Source organism: Denitrovibrio acetiphilus DSM 12809 (genome assembly GCF_000025725.1).
Classification (GTDB): domain Bacteria; phylum Chrysiogenota; class Deferribacteres; order Deferribacterales; family Geovibrionaceae; genus Denitrovibrio; species Denitrovibrio acetiphilus.
Map to the genome: position 1 here is coordinate 1220286 of NC_013943.1, position 16777 is coordinate 1237062.

At 43.0% G+C, this 16777-nt stretch carries 20 protein-coding genes; 13 read left to right on the forward strand and 7 right to left on the reverse strand.

What is annotated here, in order from left to right:
- Window positions 1–98 precede the first annotated feature (98 nt).
- From DACET_RS05885 to trpA, 9 genes are all read left to right on the forward strand, one after another.
- Window positions 99–656 carry an HDIG domain-containing metalloprotein gene (locus tag DACET_RS05885; RefSeq protein ID WP_013010464.1) on the forward strand — a complete coding sequence of 186 codons (558 nt, stop codon included), beginning with the start codon at window positions 99–101 and terminating at the stop codon, window positions 654–656.
- The gene (locus DACET_RS05890) at window positions 653–1426 is read left to right on the forward strand and encodes a radical SAM protein (RefSeq protein ID WP_041229928.1); all 774 of its coding nucleotides are present in this window, start codon (window positions 653–655) and stop codon (window positions 1424–1426) included. The genes DACET_RS05885 and DACET_RS05890 overlap by 4 nt, the downstream gene beginning before the upstream one ends.
- 266 nt (window positions 1427–1692) lie before the next feature.
- The gene (locus DACET_RS05895) at window positions 1693–3174 is read left to right on the forward strand and encodes an anthranilate synthase component I family protein (RefSeq protein WP_013010466.1); all 1482 of its coding nucleotides are present in this window, start codon (window positions 1693–1695) and stop codon (window positions 3172–3174) included.
- Window positions 3158–3718 carry an anthranilate synthase component II gene (locus DACET_RS05900; RefSeq protein ID WP_013010467.1) on the forward strand — a complete coding sequence of 187 codons (561 nt, stop codon included), beginning with the start codon at window positions 3158–3160 and terminating at the stop codon, window positions 3716–3718. Before DACET_RS05895 ends, DACET_RS05900 begins: the two co-directional genes overlap by 17 nt.
- Window positions 3715–4698: an anthranilate phosphoribosyltransferase gene (trpD, locus tag DACET_RS05905; RefSeq protein WP_013010468.1), complete on the forward strand. Its 984-nt coding sequence runs from the start codon at window positions 3715–3717 to the stop codon at window positions 4696–4698. Before DACET_RS05900 ends, trpD begins: the two co-directional genes overlap by 4 nt.
- On the forward strand, window positions 4698–5462 hold the full coding sequence (locus DACET_RS05910; protein WP_013010469.1) for an indole-3-glycerol phosphate synthase TrpC: 765 nt from the start codon (window positions 4698–4700) through the stop codon (window positions 5460–5462). The genes trpD and DACET_RS05910 overlap by 1 nt, the downstream gene beginning before the upstream one ends.
- Window positions 5453–5983: a phosphoribosylanthranilate isomerase gene (locus tag DACET_RS05915; RefSeq protein ID WP_013010470.1), complete on the forward strand. Its 531-nt coding sequence runs from the start codon at window positions 5453–5455 to the stop codon at window positions 5981–5983. The genes DACET_RS05910 and DACET_RS05915 overlap by 10 nt, the downstream gene beginning before the upstream one ends.
- 48 nt (window positions 5984–6031) lie before the next feature.
- Window positions 6032–7195: a tryptophan synthase subunit beta gene (gene trpB / locus DACET_RS05920; protein ID WP_013010471.1), complete on the forward strand. Its 1164-nt coding sequence runs from the start codon at window positions 6032–6034 to the stop codon at window positions 7193–7195.
- Entirely contained in the window at window positions 7192–7890 is a 699-nt protein-coding gene (gene trpA, locus DACET_RS05925) for a tryptophan synthase subunit alpha (protein ID WP_013010472.1), read from the forward strand. Before trpB ends, trpA begins: the two co-directional genes overlap by 4 nt.
- A gap of 225 nt (window positions 7891–8115) precedes the next feature.
- On the opposite strand, the gene DACET_RS05930 is transcribed toward trpA, so the two are convergent.
- From DACET_RS05930 to DACET_RS05955, 6 genes are all read right to left on the reverse strand, one after another.
- Entirely contained in the window at window positions 8116–8568 is a 453-nt protein-coding gene (locus DACET_RS05930) for a MarR family transcriptional regulator (RefSeq protein WP_013010473.1), read from the reverse strand.
- Between the two features lie 79 nt (window positions 8569–8647).
- Complete coding sequence (locus DACET_RS05935) at window positions 8648–9061, reverse strand: Fur family transcriptional regulator (protein WP_013010474.1); 414 nt, start codon at window positions 9059–9061, stop codon at window positions 8648–8650.
- A 104-nt stretch (window positions 9062–9165) separates the two neighbouring features.
- Window positions 9166–11064: a TRAP transporter permease gene (locus tag DACET_RS05940; protein ID WP_013010475.1), complete on the reverse strand. Its 1899-nt coding sequence runs from the start codon at window positions 11062–11064 to the stop codon at window positions 9166–9168.
- Window positions 11065–11139: 75 nt separating this feature from the next.
- Window positions 11140–12117 carry a TAXI family TRAP transporter solute-binding subunit gene (locus DACET_RS05945; RefSeq protein ID WP_013010476.1) on the reverse strand — a complete coding sequence of 326 codons (978 nt, stop codon included), beginning with the start codon at window positions 12115–12117 and terminating at the stop codon, window positions 11140–11142.
- Between the two features lie 213 nt (window positions 12118–12330).
- Window positions 12331–12786: a universal stress protein gene (locus tag DACET_RS05950; RefSeq protein WP_013010477.1), complete on the reverse strand. Its 456-nt coding sequence runs from the start codon at window positions 12784–12786 to the stop codon at window positions 12331–12333.
- A gap of 71 nt (window positions 12787–12857) precedes the next feature.
- Complete coding sequence (locus DACET_RS05955; RefSeq protein WP_013010478.1) at window positions 12858–13604, reverse strand: pseudouridine synthase; 747 nt, start codon at window positions 13602–13604, stop codon at window positions 12858–12860.
- A 62-nt stretch (window positions 13605–13666) separates the two neighbouring features.
- Between DACET_RS05955 and DACET_RS15470 the strand changes: the two genes are divergently transcribed.
- From DACET_RS15470 to DACET_RS05975, 4 genes are read left to right on the forward strand one after another with little or no spacing between them, the layout of a single operon-like run.
- Window positions 13667–14437 (forward strand): 50S ribosomal protein L11 methyltransferase, encoded by a 771-nt coding sequence (locus DACET_RS15470; protein ID WP_013010479.1) that lies wholly within the window; start codon window positions 13667–13669, stop codon window positions 14435–14437.
- Window positions 14428–15192: a metallophosphoesterase family protein gene (locus tag DACET_RS05965; RefSeq protein ID WP_013010480.1), complete on the forward strand. Its 765-nt coding sequence runs from the start codon at window positions 14428–14430 to the stop codon at window positions 15190–15192. Before DACET_RS15470 ends, DACET_RS05965 begins: the two co-directional genes overlap by 10 nt.
- Window positions 15189–15875, forward strand: coding sequence for an RsmE family RNA methyltransferase (locus DACET_RS05970; RefSeq protein WP_013010481.1), 687 nt, complete (start codon window positions 15189–15191; stop codon window positions 15873–15875). Before DACET_RS05965 ends, DACET_RS05970 begins: the two co-directional genes overlap by 4 nt.
- Window positions 15872–16348: a nucleoside deaminase gene (locus tag DACET_RS05975; RefSeq protein ID WP_013010482.1), complete on the forward strand. Its 477-nt coding sequence runs from the start codon at window positions 15872–15874 to the stop codon at window positions 16346–16348. Before DACET_RS05970 ends, DACET_RS05975 begins: the two co-directional genes overlap by 4 nt.
- Here the strand turns inward: DACET_RS05975 and DACET_RS05980 are convergent.
- Window positions 16345–16716 carry a PilZ domain-containing protein gene (locus DACET_RS05980; protein WP_013010483.1) on the reverse strand — a complete coding sequence of 124 codons (372 nt, stop codon included), beginning with the start codon at window positions 16714–16716 and terminating at the stop codon, window positions 16345–16347. The two genes, DACET_RS05975 and DACET_RS05980, sit on opposite strands and share 4 nt — an antisense overlap.
- Window positions 16717–16777 lie beyond the last annotated feature (61 nt).

Below are 16777 nucleotides of genomic sequence, written 5' to 3' on the forward strand. Positions count from 1 at the left end.
ACAACCTCCATGAGTAACGGCTGTACCCTTTTTTCATTTAAAAGTTGCACTGCCTCGGACTTAAAAGTAAAATATAAAAAAGACCAAGGAGTTTTTCGGTGGAACTTACAAGAAAGAACGCATATACACTTCTTACAGAATACACAAAAAACGATTCACTTCTGAAACATGCTCTCAGTGTCGAACAGGCTATGAAGGCCTATGCTGCGAAATATGGTGCAGATGCCGAAAGATGGGGCATTGCAGGACTCCTTCACGATTTTGATTATGAAATGTATCCATCACTGGAAGACCACCCTTTTAAAGGGGTCGAAATATTGAAGGAAAAAGGCTATCCGCAGGATATCATTGATGCCGTCGCCGGTCATGCAGAACATACTGGGGTTAAACGGGAGACAATGATGGCAAAAACACTTTTTGCTGTAGACGAACTTTGCGGTTTTCTGCTTGCCTGCGCCTATGTCCGTCCGGATAAATCCATTGCAAATGTTCAGGTCAAGAGTGTTAAGAAAAAACTTAAAGATAAGTCTTTTGCCCGTGCGGTAAACAGAGACGATATTGAGCAGGGGATAGCTGAGATGGAGCTTGATAAAGACGAACATATAAAATTTGTCATTGATGCTCTGGCTGAGATAGGCGAACAGCTCGGAGTATGATGGATAACGTCCTTCTGCCTCTGGAGCTTTCTGACGGCTTCTGCTTAGAGACAGTTTACTACGAAAGCGGAACCCTTTGCATATCAACTCAGGCGGGTTGCCGGATGGCTTGTCCTTTTTGTGCGTCAGGTCGTGTAGGGCTTAAGAGAAACCTTTCTTCTGATGAACTTTTTACACAGGTGGAACTGCATAAAGGCAATGACATAAAACGTGTTACTCTTTCAGGAATTGGCGAACCTCTTGATAACTTTGAAGTAGTTAAAGAATTCATAAAAAAGTCCGGATATCCTGTTTCGGTCACAACATCTGTACCTGATACTGAAAAGCTGAAAGAGCTGCTGAAGCTATCTCATAATGGCGTAATGCTTTCTTTTCATGCAGGTTTTGATGAAACCCGTAAAAAACTTATACCAAAAGCCTGTCAGCTTGATGAGATATTTCATGCTGTTTCTGAGGTATGGTCTGAAATCTCTGTTAACAAAAGAAAAAAAGTTGGTTTTAATTATATGCTTCTTGATGGGATTAATGATTCGGCTGAGGAGCTTGATGCATTTGCCGGGCAGGTGACTAATTTTAAAGAGGTTACAGTGCATCTGCTTGTGTGCAATGACGTTTCAGGCAGTAGCTTTAAAAGTCCGTCGGTATGTGTTTTTACTGATGCTTATGAACTGCTCCGGAATAATGGTCTGAATGTGCGCCGAGCTAATAACTGGCGCAAAAGCTCGAATGGCGGGTGTGGAACACTTTTTTTAAAGACTTTGCAAAAATAAATATTGACATAAGAATCGAAATATAGGATTATCTGCGTATGAATTATAAAGAAAGAAACAGAAATCTTACAAACTGGTGGTGGCGTTTAACTTATATATAATAGGTTTTCGCCCATTTTTAAAAGACGCTTATAACGGCTGTGTGGTGAAAACTGCACAGCCTTTTTTTATAATCTTAACGCAAAGGCTGTGTTCTAAAGGACACGGCCTTTTTTTGTATCCGCAGACAGAACAACGATAGAAATAACTATGGAAAAGGAGCAAAGATGAACCTCACAGAGCAGATCCATCCATCGAGGGAACGTTTTACGGAACTGGCAGGAGAGTTTGACAGAGTAACAGTTTACCGGGAAATTATCGGTGACACATTCACTCCGATTACTCTTCTGCGGAATTTCTCAAATGAAGAGAATATCTTTTTGCTGGAGAGCGCAAATCTGGACAAAACATTTTCCAGATTCTCATTTTTCGGCAACAAGCCTAAGAGGGTTATTACCTTTCAGAACGGGCAGGTTACGGTAAAGAAAGGTAGTAAAAAAGAGACCTTCAGTATGAACCCTATGGATTATATGAGCCAGCAGCTATATGCAGAAAAAGGTTATAATGACGGTACTTTCGGAGATTTTTCCGGTGGTTTCGCAGGCTTTTTCGCTTACGAGGCGGTGAACTATATGGATACACTCAGAAAGCCGCTTAAAGTCAGCCCCGAGAGCAAGCTGATCGGGTTTATGGAAGTTGACGAGTTTTATGTTTTTGATAACCACTTTTCAAAGATGTATGCTGCAGTGAGCGTTCAGACCAAAGGGGGGGAGTCTGCATATGACAAAGCCCTTAAGCGCACACAGAAAATGAGCTCTGAGGTGCACAGGTTCAATTTTGACAATTATGACTCTGACCTTGACTGTGAGCTTGTTACAGACATGACAGAGGAAGAATATATGGCAACCGTTGATGCTCTGAAAGAAGAGATAACAAACGGTGAGGGGATACAGATTGTACCCTCTAATGCACACAGACTGAAAGGGAAGATAAACCCTCTCAGCCTCTACCGTGCACTTCGCAACGTCAATCCTTCACCTTACATGTTTTACCTCAAATTTGGCTCAGAGGTTCTTTTGGGAGCGTCACCTGAGATACACCTTAAGATACGTGAAGGGTATGCAACTCTCAAACCTATAGCGGGCACATATCCTATTACAGATGATATTGAGGCGTCTAAACAAGCTCTCCTTTCAGACCCTAAAGAGCGTTCAGAGCACCTTATGCTCCTTGATCTTGCCAGAAATGATCTTTACACATGCTGCGAGCCTGAATCTGTGAAAGTGAAAGAGCAGTTTGTTCCGGAAGTATATTCCCATGTGATACACATAGTCTCCGAAGTGGAAGGCAAAATTGAAAATGGATATAACCCGTTGAATCTTTTCATGAAATCTTTTCCGGCAGGCACAGTTTCCGGTGCTCCGAAAGTTCGTGCAATGGAGCTTATAGAACAGTATGAAAAGTCAGAGCGAGGTTTTTATGCCGGATGCGTGGGGTATTTTGGCTATAGCGGAAACATGGATACATGTATAACTATCCGATCCGCATACGTCACAGAAACGGAGACAGTTTTCAGGTCTGGCGGCGGTGTTATATACGACTCTGACCCACAGACAGAATATAAAGAGACCAAGAACAAGCTTGGGGCTCTCTTTTCAGCGTATAAAAATATCGGAGTTACGGAGGGCAGAGATGTTTCTAATGGTTGATAATTACGACTCTTTTACATATAACCTTGTTGCGCTTTTCAGGCTGAACGGTGCAAAGGTGGATGTAATCAGAAATACAGAATACAAAGACGCAAATGAATATCAGGGGATTATCCTTTCCCCGGGGCCTTCGAATCCGGCAAATTCCGGCTCAACTCTTGAGTATCTGGATAAATATGCAGGGCGTACGCCTATCTTCGGTGTTTGCCTCGGTATGCAGTCCATAGGGCACTATCTGGGATATGAAGTACGTAGAGCCAAGAGTGTTATGCACGGTAAAGTTGACAACATTAAGCTGACAGGAGATTCAAAAATCCTGAGCGGTGTAAAGGATGATTTCGCAACGGTACGCTACCACTCTCTGGCTGTGGCAGCTCCGGAAGAGATGATTATAGCAAAAGCTTCGGCTGACGGCGAGTGCATGGCTATAGAGGACGACAGTAAGCTCCTTTACGGAGTACAATTTCATCCGGAATCAATTCTGAGTGAGCATGGCGACAGTATAGTTAAAAACTTTATGAATATATGTGGGGTAGAGGCATGAAAAAAGAACTTATCAGAAAGACGGGGATGGGTGAAAAACTTACGCAGAAGGAAACTTACACCCTGTTTACATCTATCATGACAGGCGAAATGACTGAGTCAGAGATAGCGGCGGTGCTTATCGCTATGCGCATGCGTGGGGAAACACCGGACGAGATAGCGGGAGCGGCACTTGCCATGAACGATGTAAAGGTGAAGTTTGATACCGAGGGAGTAAAGGCATATGACACATGCGGAACAGGTGGAAGCGGCAAGTCTACAATGAATGTCTCTTCTGCTGTTGCTGTTCTTCTGGCATCTCTCGGAATGCCTGTAGTAAAACACGGGAACAGGGCTATGAGCGGAACTATGGGGTCAGCAGACCTCTATGAGATGGCAGGTGTCCCGATAGAGTCTGCAAAGGATGATATGGAGGCATACTTCAAAAAGAATAATTTCGCTTTTTGTTTTGCGCCCCTCTACCACCCTGCTATGAAATATGCCGGTCCCGTCCGCAGGCAGATTATGGTTCCGACTATATTTAATTTTCTCGGACCTCTCTCAAACCCTGCTGATCTTGCCGGTCAGATAATAGGGATACCGAAAAGGGAGCGTCTTGCAGGGATTGCGGAAGCGCTGGAAAAAATGGGGAGAACAAATGTTGCTCTCTATAGCTCTCTGGACGGTTTTGACGAAGCATCTTCATGCAGTGAGACAGAAGTTTATGTTATTAAAGAAGAAGGTATCAGAAATTTTAGAATAAAACCCGAACAATACTTCTCTGTCTGTGATATGCCCGTTGTTAAAACGAGGGAAGAAGGGCTTGATATGTTTGTAAAAGCTATAAGTCCTGACGGGGGAAAACTTAACGAGCTGATCGCTCTTAACTCCGGTGTGGCTCTTTATGTCTTTGATAAAGCTGACAGCCTGAAAGACGGCTATATGAAGTCTATGGATACTATACAGTCCGGCAGAGTGTTTGAAAAATACAGGGGTCTGTGATGAAGTGTTCGGATGTCCTTGAAAGAATTCTTTCTAATAAGAGAAAAGAGATAGAGTTACTGTCGGAATCGGTCGAAGAGCGTACAAAGCCTTTGCTGGATTTCAGGCAGGCGATTATTGACAGGCAGTTTATATGTGAGGTTAAAAAAGCCTCACCGTCTCTGGGTGCTATAAACACGGGAGCAGATGTTGAAAAAGTTGCAGCGGTGTATGAATCGATCGGCGCGGGATGTGTGAGTGTTTTGACCGATAAGGAATTCTTTGGCGGGAGCTTTGATGATCTTCGGAAGGTTACGGCTAAGGTCAGTATTCCTGTTTTATGTAAGGATTTTATAATCACAGAGAAACAGATTGATGTTGCCTATTCTATGGGGGCCGATGCTGTGCTTCTTATGGCTACATCTCTTAGCAGAGAGGATTATGAGAGACTATATTCATACGTTAAGGGTAAAGGGATGCAGGCTCTTGTTGAGATACATGAGCTTGAGGAACTTGAGATTGTAAAGGGTATGGAGCCGGATATCCTCGGAGTCAACTCACGCAACCTGAAAACTCTTGAGATAGACCTTAATAAAGGGGCAGAAATAATAAGATCTCTGCCTGAATATGAAGTTAAGATAGCTGAAAGCGGCATGAAAGCAGAGGCGGATATAAGGCTGATGTCCCAAGCGGGGGCGAAGGGCTTTCTTGTCGGGTCAAGCCTCATGGGGGCTGATGACCCCGCCGGTGTTTTCGCTTCTCTGAGGTCGGGGTTATGTTCGTAAAGATATGCGGTATAAAAACACCGGAGATGGCTGAACTTGCGTGTGAGCATGGAGCAGATGCCATAGGTGTTGTCGCTTATAAAAAAAGTAAGCGGTATGTTGCTCCTGAACAGGCAAAAGCTATTAAAAATGCTATTAACGGGCGGTGTCCGCTGGTGGTGGTTAGTGTTTCAAAAGAGGACTGCGAACCTTATGCATCTTTTGCAGACTATGTTCAGGCAGATGATGCCAACACCTCTGAAACCCAAATTCTCAGCGGAAGTGAAAGACCGGATGGAATTTTCAGATACTTCCTGTATGATGCCAGCCGTGGGGCTGGACTGCGCTCTGACTATCCTGACTGGATAGAGGAATACAGCGACAGACTGATTCTCGCCGGCGGGCTTGATTCGGACAATGTCATTGATGTTATTGAAAAGTACAAACCGTTTGGAGTGGATGTCTCCAGCGGAGTTGAGACAGATGGTGAAAAAGATATTGAAAAGATCAAAGTTTTTATAAATAACGCAAAAACAAACTAGTCACCTCTTCATCCGAAAAGGTTCGTGGTGACTACCTAAGAGGACAACATGTACGATAAAATGTTTTATGGAAGATACGGAGGGCAGTTTGTACCGGAAACACTTATTCCGGCTATAGACGACCTTGAGGCGAAGTTCGAAGAGCTGAAGGATGATGCGAAATTCAATGAAGAGCTGAAAGAACTTTTTACTAAGTATGCCGGAAGACCAACTCCTGTTTATAAGGCTCAGAATCTCTCTGATAAGTACGGATGCGAAATATACCTGAAGCGTGAAGACCTCATGCATACGGGTGCACATAAGCTCAACAACACTCTTGGGCAGGCACTCCTTACAAAATATATGGGGAAGAAACGTATCATAGCTGAAACTGGTGCGGGGCAGCATGGTGTAGCGACTGCAACTGTGGCTGCGCTTTTCGGCATGGAATGCACAGTTTATATGGGGGCTCTGGATGTAAAGAGGCAGGAGCCTAATGTTAAGCGTATGGAGCTTCTCGGTGCGGAAGTTGTAGCTGTAACAGAAGGGCAGGGGGCGCTGAAAGAAGCGACTAATGCGGCTCTGCGTGAGTGGGTGGCAAGTGTGGAAACAACACATTATATCATAGGTTCGATCGTGGGACCTTATCCATTCCCGAAAATTGTGGCACATTTCCAGTCTGTCATAGGACAGGAGGCAAACGTACAGTGCAGAGATATGGGGTTTACTCCTGACTGTGTTGTTGCCTGTGTCGGCGGTGGGAGTAATGCTATCGGTATATTTAACGGATTTTTAGACAAGCAGTGCGAGCTGTACGGTGTCGAGGCTGGCGGTGTTTCTGATGAAGACTGCAAACACGCCAGAACTCTCGGTAAAGGTAAACCTGGGGTTCTTCATGGTTCATATACATACCTTGTGCAGACGCCCGAACATCAGATATCTGATGTCCATTCAATTTCTGCCGGGCTGGATTACCCCGGGATAGGTCCTGTCCATGCTATGTTGCACGACGTCGGCAGGGTAAAATACGGATATGTCAGAGACGATGAGGCACTTAACGCATTTAAAGAGCTATCCAGAAACGAAGGGATAATCCCTGCTCTTGAGTCAAGTCACGCTCTGGCATACGTTATTGAAAACAAAGAGAAGTTCAAGGGTAAAAAGGTGCTTGTCAACCTCTCTGGCAGAGGAGACAAAGACATGGCGGCTATACTTGAAAGGGGGCTGATATGAAAGGATTTTACATTGTAGGCGGTTACCCCGACAGAGATAAGTTCAGAGAATGCCTTTTTGCTGTGGCAGAAAGGGGATTTGACTTTATAGAGGTCGGCATACCTTTCAGTGAGCCTGTTGCGGATGGACCTGTCATCGCTGACGCTATCCACGAAGCAGTTGAAAAAGGCGTTAATATAGACGAAATAATGAACGATATGCGTGAGATGAAAGAGAAGTATCCTGATATCAAGGCGATCGTCATGACATATGCGAATATATTTACCGGATACGGTGAGAAAGCTTTTACTGAAAAGTTTTCCGATATTCTGGATGGTGTCATAATTCCGGATATCCCTATGCGTATGCAGAGCTGGGCGAGAGAGCGGGGGCTTGGGATTCCTGCTGTTCCGTTTGTGACTCCTGTTTCGAGACTCGCAGATATTGAAGCACTGCGTGGGACAGATGCGCCGTTTATATATTACATAAGTATTATGGGTACAACAGGCTCTGATGTTGAGAGGAAGAACGCAGATAACGGTATAACAGCAGGAGAAGTCATAGGGAAGCCAGTTGTGACAGGTTTTGGCATAAGGACACCCGAAGATGCTAAGAGGGCTCTTGAGTCAACAGGGGGCTTTGTGATAGGAACAGAGGTTGTGAAGCGTCAGGGGGACATTGCAGAGTTTAAAAGATATATAGACCAGTTCAGATAAGATGAAACATGTATGGGCTATCTTTTCTGAAGTGATGAGCTATAGGTGATAAATGCACTTTCCACAGAAGATGTTGCCTGGTTTGTTTTGAGCCTGGCAGCTCTTCTGGTTTGTAAGATGCCTTCCATCAAAATGTATTGGATGGAATATGCAGATAACTTCCGAGTGCCACGGCAGAGGCCGTTGTTTTTCTCTCCTTTATCTATAATCCGCTTGCTGGTCGCACTATAATATTTCTATTTTTTTAATTTCAGGATCCAGTGCATTAGTGATTTTTGCCAGAGACTGAAAGATATCGTTTACGTTCTCTTTCCCCAGTTTTTTTTCATCAAAGAAACAGTCGTCTTCCAGTATTTTTGTAAGGAGTGCTGTGTATTCTTTCCCTGCCGGAGTTATTTCGAGATAAATTGTTCTTCTGTCACCTGCTTTTTTAACACGGTTAACAAATCCTTTCGCCTCCAGTCTGTCGACTATGCCTGTAATGGCGCTGTTGTTCAGGTTAACTGAGCGGGTCAGCTCTGTCAGGTTCATAGAGTCATGCTGACTTATTTCATAAAGAGAGAGCATCTGAGGGAGAGTTACATTGTAGTTGTTGTTAAGATATTTGGAATATTTATCAAGAAACCGTGAAAGTTTTCTTATTTCGAGAATAGTTTGGATACATATGTTGCTGGACATTATTATCTCCTGAAAATATCAGAGATGATAAAATTTTATATTGAAAATGTCAATGTGAACCGTGTGCCGGACAATAGTTTTAGCCCAGACATTTGCTGCATATACCGACTGTGGTGAGTTTGCATTCGGAAATTTTTCTATCAGACAATTCTTTGATATTGCTGACAAGCTTGATAGTATCAAAGGGGATGTCTTCTATATTGCCGCATTCTGAGCATACAAGGTGAATATGAGGATCTATGTTCAGTTCGTACATAGTTTTTTTACCGCTGACATTCACTTCTGTAATGATCTCTTTTTCAGCAAGAGAGTGCATGTTTTTGTATATGGTGGCAATGGACAAGGACGGGATCTGTTTTTTGAGGCTTTCATAGAGAGATTCGATCTCTATGTGTCCTGCTTTATCGATCTCTCTGCATATCATAAGGCGCTGTGCCGTTGCACGGAGACCTTTTTCCCGAAGCTTATCGTCTATGTTATCTATATTAGTCATAATTTTATGTTATATTTTAAGACTATTTTTGTCAACTAATAATTTCTATAGTTACTAAAATAATAAAGCCGGAGTCGTGCCCCGGCTTTAAAGTCCTATATAGTTTATGCGGGTTGTTTTTTCTTTTTGAACAGAACTATCCAGTGGAAGCTCAGTATATAAGAAAAAATATAATTACCGATTATTACTGCAATGAAAGTCAGTGTAATAGTTGTAGGTGAAAACCATTCATATGAATCACTTCCCGGCAGGTAATGACGCATACTGAAGGCCGGCACATAAGCGAAAAGGAACGGGCCCAGATAAAGGAACTTTGCAAACTTGAACGCATTAAAAGCTGTTAGCCACATATTCGCCTTTGCGATAGTCGCCCCTGCAAAAGCCGCAATGCACACCGGAGGTGTTATGTTTGAGTCCTGAGATAGCCAGTAAACCACCATATGTGCTGCGATAGGTGAAACACCCAGTTCTGTCAGGGCAGGAACAGCAACAACAGCTGTAATAAGGTACGCCGCAGTAACAGGAACACCCATACCAAGCACAAGTGATGCAAGCGCAATAAGCAGGATAGTAAGCCACAGTTTGCCGGCAGCAAGGTGTATTATTATTGAGCTGAATGTAAGTGTCAGACCGGAGTAAGTCAGCATAGAGATAATTATTCCTATGACACCAACAGTAGCTCCGATTTTCAGGCTGGATTCTGTTCCGTTTCTGGATGCTTCGATGAATTCTTTAAGGTTAATCCTCAGCTCACCCCTGAGTGCAGCAAAGCCGAATGTTACGAGGGTTGAAAGCCCGGCAGACATTTCATTAACCGAATCAAAGCCTTTAACAGAGTCTGCGAAGAGAACACCCAGCAGGACAATAGTGAATATTGATACGTATTTAGAACCCCTTGTCCATGTTATGATAACGCATGAGAGCATTCCGACAACAGCCGAATAGCCTGGGGATTTTCCCATTATCATGAGTATGGTAATAAGGACGAGAGGCATAACATAATGCCATCCTTCTTTAAATATCTGCTTGGGGCTGACAGCGGATTTTTCACCCCTGATGTTATGAAGTTTAGCCTCGTAGTGAACCATTACAAATACGCTGAAGAAATACATCAGCGCAGGAAATATAGCAACAAGCATGATCGTCTGGTATGGAACTTCTGTCAGCTCCGCCATGATGAAACCGCCGGCTCCCATGATAGGAGGCATAAACATACCACCGATAGATGCTGCTGGTTCAACAGCACCGGCAACGTGAGGTTTGAAACCAGCCTTTTTCATAAGAGGTATGGTGAAAGCCCCTGTGGATACTGTGTTTGCGATAGCAGAGCCTGATATGGAACCGAATATTGCACTGGCAATAACTGCGACTTTTGCGGGGCCTCCGGTTTTGTGACCGACAGCCGCAAGTGGGAGGTCGATAAAAAACTTCTGTGCTCCGGATTTTTCCAGAAAAGCACCAAAGAGGACAAAAAGCAGTACATATGTGGCGAGAACGTCTGCCATGATTCCGAAAACGCCATCGTTTGTAAGGAATATAGCAACAGATATGGTATCAAGGAAGTTTCCGCCGGAGTGCTGGAAGAGATCAGGTACTTTATCACCGAAGACACCGTAAAGTATCATTGCTCCGCCGAGAAGTACAAATACAGAACCAACCGCACGTCTAGCCACTTCGATACCCATCAGTACGCCCACTACAGACATCCACTGATCCATGATAGTTTCAGCACCTGCTCTGTAGTTTAAGTCAACGAAAAATATCATGAAATATAAAACAGGTACGCATGCCGCAAGAATTAATATATAGTCAATAATTCTAAGCCATTTATTTTTAGATTTATATACGAGGAAAATCAGAAAATATGTGATAAACACATATATACCCTTGTGGTATTCGGTTGATACGGGCTTTATAAGTGCAGCATATGAGTAAAATAGAACTAAGAACACAGCCGCAATATCAAATATGATTTTTTCAAATTTCTTCAGATCAGCATACACGATGATCACTCCTTAAAAAAAGCGGCAGACACGATTGCCCACCGCTTTATACCAAACTTTGATTGTGTGTTGTTATTACTTGATTACGCCCATTTCTCTCCAGAACTTTTCAGCTCCAGGGTGAAGTTTAAGCTGTGTTGTACCTTTTGTTCCGCCTTCGACGCTCATTTGTCTTGCAGTCTTTTTGATGGTTACGAGGTATGATAGACCTTCTTTGCTGTAGACAGATTTGATCATGTTGTATACCACATCCTCAGGGACTTTTTCGCTGGCTATCCAGAGAGCAGAATCCTGAAATGACTTTGTGACTTCAGCCTGACCTTTATAAGTGTTTGCGGGGATGTCAATAGAGCTGTAAAATGGGTATTCGTTAAAAACACCGTGTGTTTCAGCGTCTGTGAAGACATTTATGAGTTTGATGTCATTTTGTTGTGCAGCCTGAATAACAGCCGCTGTAGGGTATCCTGCGAAAACCCAGAAAGCGTCAAGCTGTTTGTTAGAGAAAGCAGCCGCAGCGTTGTTATATCCAAGGAATTGTGGTTCCATCTTATCCCAGACGCCCATCCCTTTGAAGAAACGTTCGGCGTTTGCAGCGGCACCGGAACCGCCTTTACCAACTCCGACCCTTTTGCCTACAAGGTCAGCAGCAGAGTTTATGCCGGAATCGGCTCTTACGATAAGCTGAGCAGGCGCACCGTAGAGATATCCAACAGCTCTGACACCTTCATATTTTCTGGTGTCCTGCGGTGAAAGTTTTCCGATAGTAGCAAGGTATGTGTCACCGGCATAAGCAATGCCGAAATCGGCTCTGCCAGCGGAGATAAGCCTTACGTTTTGAGTTGAACCGGCAGAAGCGCTGACGTTGACTTTGTCTTTGTCCAGAAGTTTTTTGTCATTTGTCCACTGGCTGATACCAGAGGCGAAATACTGGAAAGTACCGCCCGAAGGTCCGCCGGAGAACTTGTAAACTTTCGCTTCCGAGGAAGCAGGGAACGCTACAAGCACTGCTGTAACAGCGAAAACTGCAGCAAGTGTTATAATAAGCTTTTTCATAGAACAATCCTCCTTAAATGATACATAGAAACACTTTTTTATCATGTGTGATTAAATAATACAAGAGTATTTTAAAATTAGCATAAGCAGTATTCAAATACATTAATATTGTGATGTAAGTATCTGTAAAAACAGACTAAAGTGCTATTTAAAAACGTTTATATCTGTTTGGAATTATAGAGACATTCAAACGTTGTTAAAGTTACTGTTTTACTATTGCAGAACTTTTCTGACCAGAAAAACACAGCAGTTAGCTTTTCTGACAACTTTTTCTGTTGTACTTCCAGTAAAGAATCCTTCTAGTGCATTCTTACCTTTAGAAGAAATAACGATAAGATCAACTTTAAGTATATCGGCTAACTTAAGTATCTTATCATACGGAGAGCCTGTCTCAAAGTGGGTTTCGTAGTTAACATTTTTACCTTTAATGAATTTTTCTATCTTTGCGTCCATGAGCTGCTTGTTGTATTCGGCAAGATGCTTTTTAACTTCGCCGACTTTTTCATCATCAAGGAAAAACATAGGCATGTGCTCTGCATCCTGTGCTGAAACGTGAACAAGGTGTATCTTTGAACCGAACTGCTGGGCGAGCTCTACTGCCTGAGCGAGGGCAGCTTCTGAATATTCTGAAAAGTCTGTGGGTACGAGTATCTCTTTTGGCTTAAACATAAATTCCTCCGGAAGCTTAAATATAATCTAATATACATCTGAAATCTATTGTGCGCTATCGAAATACGCTATTACTTCTTTGTAGTTATAATAAAATTATCTGTCAGACAGCTGATGCCCGGGAATCTGTTAACATAGGTTTCTTTGCAGTGAAGCATTATCCTGTCTGCTGCTGTCCCGCCGTAAAGTTCATCTCCGAGAATAGGGTGCCCTTTGTGAGCAAGATACGCACGTAGTTGATGTCTTGAGGCATTTTCCATCTCTGCTCGTACGAGTGTGAGACCATTTTCAAAACTGACAGGTGTAAATGTCGTTTTGTAGCCTCCGGGCTTTTCCAGAACCCTCACCTTGCGCCTTTTATCAGCATCTATCAGGTTATCCATAACAAAGGGCTTCTCAATTTTACCTTCGACATGGGCAAGGTAGACTTTTCTTGTCTCAAAAACAAAAAAGTCATCACGAACTGCCGCAATCACACCGTCTGTTGTATAATCCAGTCTGGATATAAAGCTGAACTCATTTGAATATGCCATGATGACGTCAGTCATCGTGATAGGATCGTCAGGTTTCTGAAGGTCAGTATGCATAAAAGCCGGCTTGTCAAAAAAAACGATATGATCGAATTCTTTGACAATGTAATCTGCTGGCGTGACATCCGGTCTTTTTGTTTCGGCGGTCAGTTCTAAAAAGCCTTCGTCACTGTCCAGATCTTTGGTCGTAACGATACCGTCAAGAGCAACCATTCCGTCTTTAATATATTTTTTTGCCATGCGTACAGAAAGTCCGTACTGTTCTGACAGGCGTCTGGAGTATCTCATATAATTTTAATCTCATATGTTTTAGTTTATTGCAACAGTCAAAGAATATGATATAAACACTTATGATTGAATACAGATACGGAATACTTTCCGAAAAAACAAGAGAAATCCTTGCAGAGCTCGGTATATACCCGATAGAAGAAGACTTTAAAGGGGAGTCCGTCTGCAATGTTATATACTTTGATGAGACACTTCCTGAGATCATAGAAGAGCAATATCTGACAAGAACACCTGTCGAAGATACCGGATGGGAAGAGAAGTGGAAGGAGTTTATCAAACCGGGTAATCTTACTGATAGCATCAGGTATGAATTTGATGCTTCAATTCAGTCCGACGAAAATACTATAATCATTAATCCATCAATGGCGTTCGGGACAGGAACACACCCCACAACAAAATGTGCGGCAGAGCTGCTTGAGAATGTATGCAGCGGGAAAAATGTCATTGATGCAGGTTGCGGCAGTGGGATACTCGCAATCACAGCCTCCAAGAGGGGAGCCGCAAAAGTGTATGCGTTCGATAATGATCCGGTTGCCCTTTTTAACACTTACGAAAATATAAGTCTAAACCATATTGATAATATATATGCATGGGCAGGTGTTATTGAAAGTTTCAGAGGGGAGGTTCAGGTTGTTGTTGCGAATATCATTACAAGCGTTCTGAAAATCATCCACCCTCATGTAATGGCTCTCAGACCGGAGTACATCATATACTCCGGCATACTTGACAGTGAATATGGTGAATTCATTTCATCCCTTAAGCTTGAAGGGTGTGAGGTCGCAGGGGAGAGCAGCCACAAGGAATGGCGGGGAGTGCTTATAAAATGCCGGTAACAGCGGTTATTGGAGATATCCACGGGTGTATACGCACCCTTGACAGGTTAATAAATGAACTTGAGAAGAGATTCAGCGGAGTTCAGTACATTTCTCTCGGAGATATTGTAGACAGAGGTCCGGGAATACGCGAGGTTCTACAGCTTTTTATGAACATGAAAGAGCTTGGGATTCTGACTATGGTTCGTGGAAATCACGAAGATGTTTTCCTTGATTTTGCCGAACAGACAAATGACTATAGTCATGAAAACTGGTTTACTTACGGCGGCAGGGCAACGCTTGAAAGTATATCAGAACAGTCAATACCTGAAAATGTTACAGCGTTGAGCGCTGATGACTTTATACCTTACATGGAACCTTATCTTGAGTTTATCAAAAGTGCGGAATACAAGACTAGTATGAAGTTTGAAAACAATAACTTTATGTTTTCCCATGCGGGGATAGGTCCTTCCTTTGGGCAGGCTAACAGTGTCTATGAGTTTCAGGCAAGGCAAAACTATCTTTTCATGTGGTCCAGAGACACCTGGCGTTCCACAGAGAAGTATTACGGCTATACCATGGTGCATGGACACACTCCGGTTAAAGAGATTGAAGCTCATAACGATCCTTACAGACCCTTTGTGAATAGAAATAAAAGGGGGGATCTGGTTAGTGTGGCAATAGATACCGGCTGTGTTTACGGGTACTCCCTGAGCAGCATGGTTATCGATACCAGCGGAGACTTTGACTTTGTGAGTGTGAGGAATTGTGAATGAAACGAATTTATCTGGCTCAGAAGCTGACAGATATTTTTGAACTTGAGGGTGATTATTTTCACTATCTTAAGAATGTCGTGAGAGCAAAAGCTGGTGATCTTATAGGGGTTCTCGCAGACGATGAATACGCAGAATGTACTATTACTGATATGGGGAAAAGAAATGCCGTGATGTCTGTTGAAAGCTGTCGTCCGGCAAAACGTTATACCCATAAGCTGAAAGTTTATCAGTGCCTTTTAAAGCGGGAATACATGGATTTTGCCGTTGAGAAATACACAGAGCTTGGTGCGACAGAGATAGTACCCGTTATCTCCGAGCGGAGCCTGAATGACCTGAAAGACAAAACTATGCAGAGGTATCATGATATATCCGTAAAAGCAGCGCTCCAGTCAGAAAATGAACAGCTTCCGGTTATACATGATGCAGTTGGCATTGCGGATATTCAGCCGGATATGCAGAGTAACTTAATTTTCTATGAACGTTGTGAAGAGCGTGGGTGTTTCAACACCACAAATGAGATGAGCATTGTGATTGGTCCTGAAGGAGGCTTCACCGAAGAAGAATATCATATGCTGAAAGATAAAGGGTTTACACCTGTGAGACCGATAGATAATATCCTTAAGGCTGAGACTGCATCAGTTGTTTTTACCGGATATATACGCATACTTCAGGAGAACCTGTGAACGGATTTACTGAACAAGACATATTCTTTATGAACGAAGCTGTCAAAGAGGCAGAGGGTGCAGCGGCAAAAGGCGAAGTTCCTATAGGAGCTGTAGTTGTGTCTGAAGGCGCAGTGATAGGGCGGGGCTCTAACAAAAAGAACAGCGGTAAATCTGCACTGAACCACGCAGAAATAATAGCAATAGAAGATGCCTCGTCAAAGATAGGGGACTGGCGTCTGGACGAGTGCACACTTTATGTCACTCTTGAACCGTGCCTTATGTGCGCAGGTGCAATAATCCATGCCCGGATAAGGAATGTTATTTTCGGCACTACTGAGCCCAAATTCGGAGGAGTTATTTCGCTAGCCAGAACTTTTGATATTGATGGTCTTAATCATAAGGTCAGTTACAAAGGAGGGCTGCACTCCGATGAAATTTCTGCAATGATGAAGCAATTCTTTAAAGAAGTTCGCTCCAGAAAGCAGTCTTAGGTGTAAGGCACATCCTCATCAAAACTTGAGAGAAATTCTGCAATAACAACTTTATCATATTCATGTATTTCTATAAATCTGAACGCCACAAATCTTTTGCCTAGTTTCATGTTAGACTCGTCAGGTTCAATGCGCCAGACCATTGCTTTTGCATATATAATGTCCTTTCCATCTTTGAGAGGGATTTCTACCTGACACTCGTAATTTTCATAAATATTGAAGTCTATATTTGTTCTGACCTGAAGCCCGCCAAGGCTGATATCGAGCATTTCTGTGAAGCGGAATTCACCGTCACGCTTAAGGTATATCTTTATTGGGACAGCGCTGTATCTTTTAAATTGTCTTCTTTCTTCCAATTGTACCGGCATAATCAACTCCTGCATTTATACAAAAGATAAAAATCAAATATTGCTTATAAATAATACTATA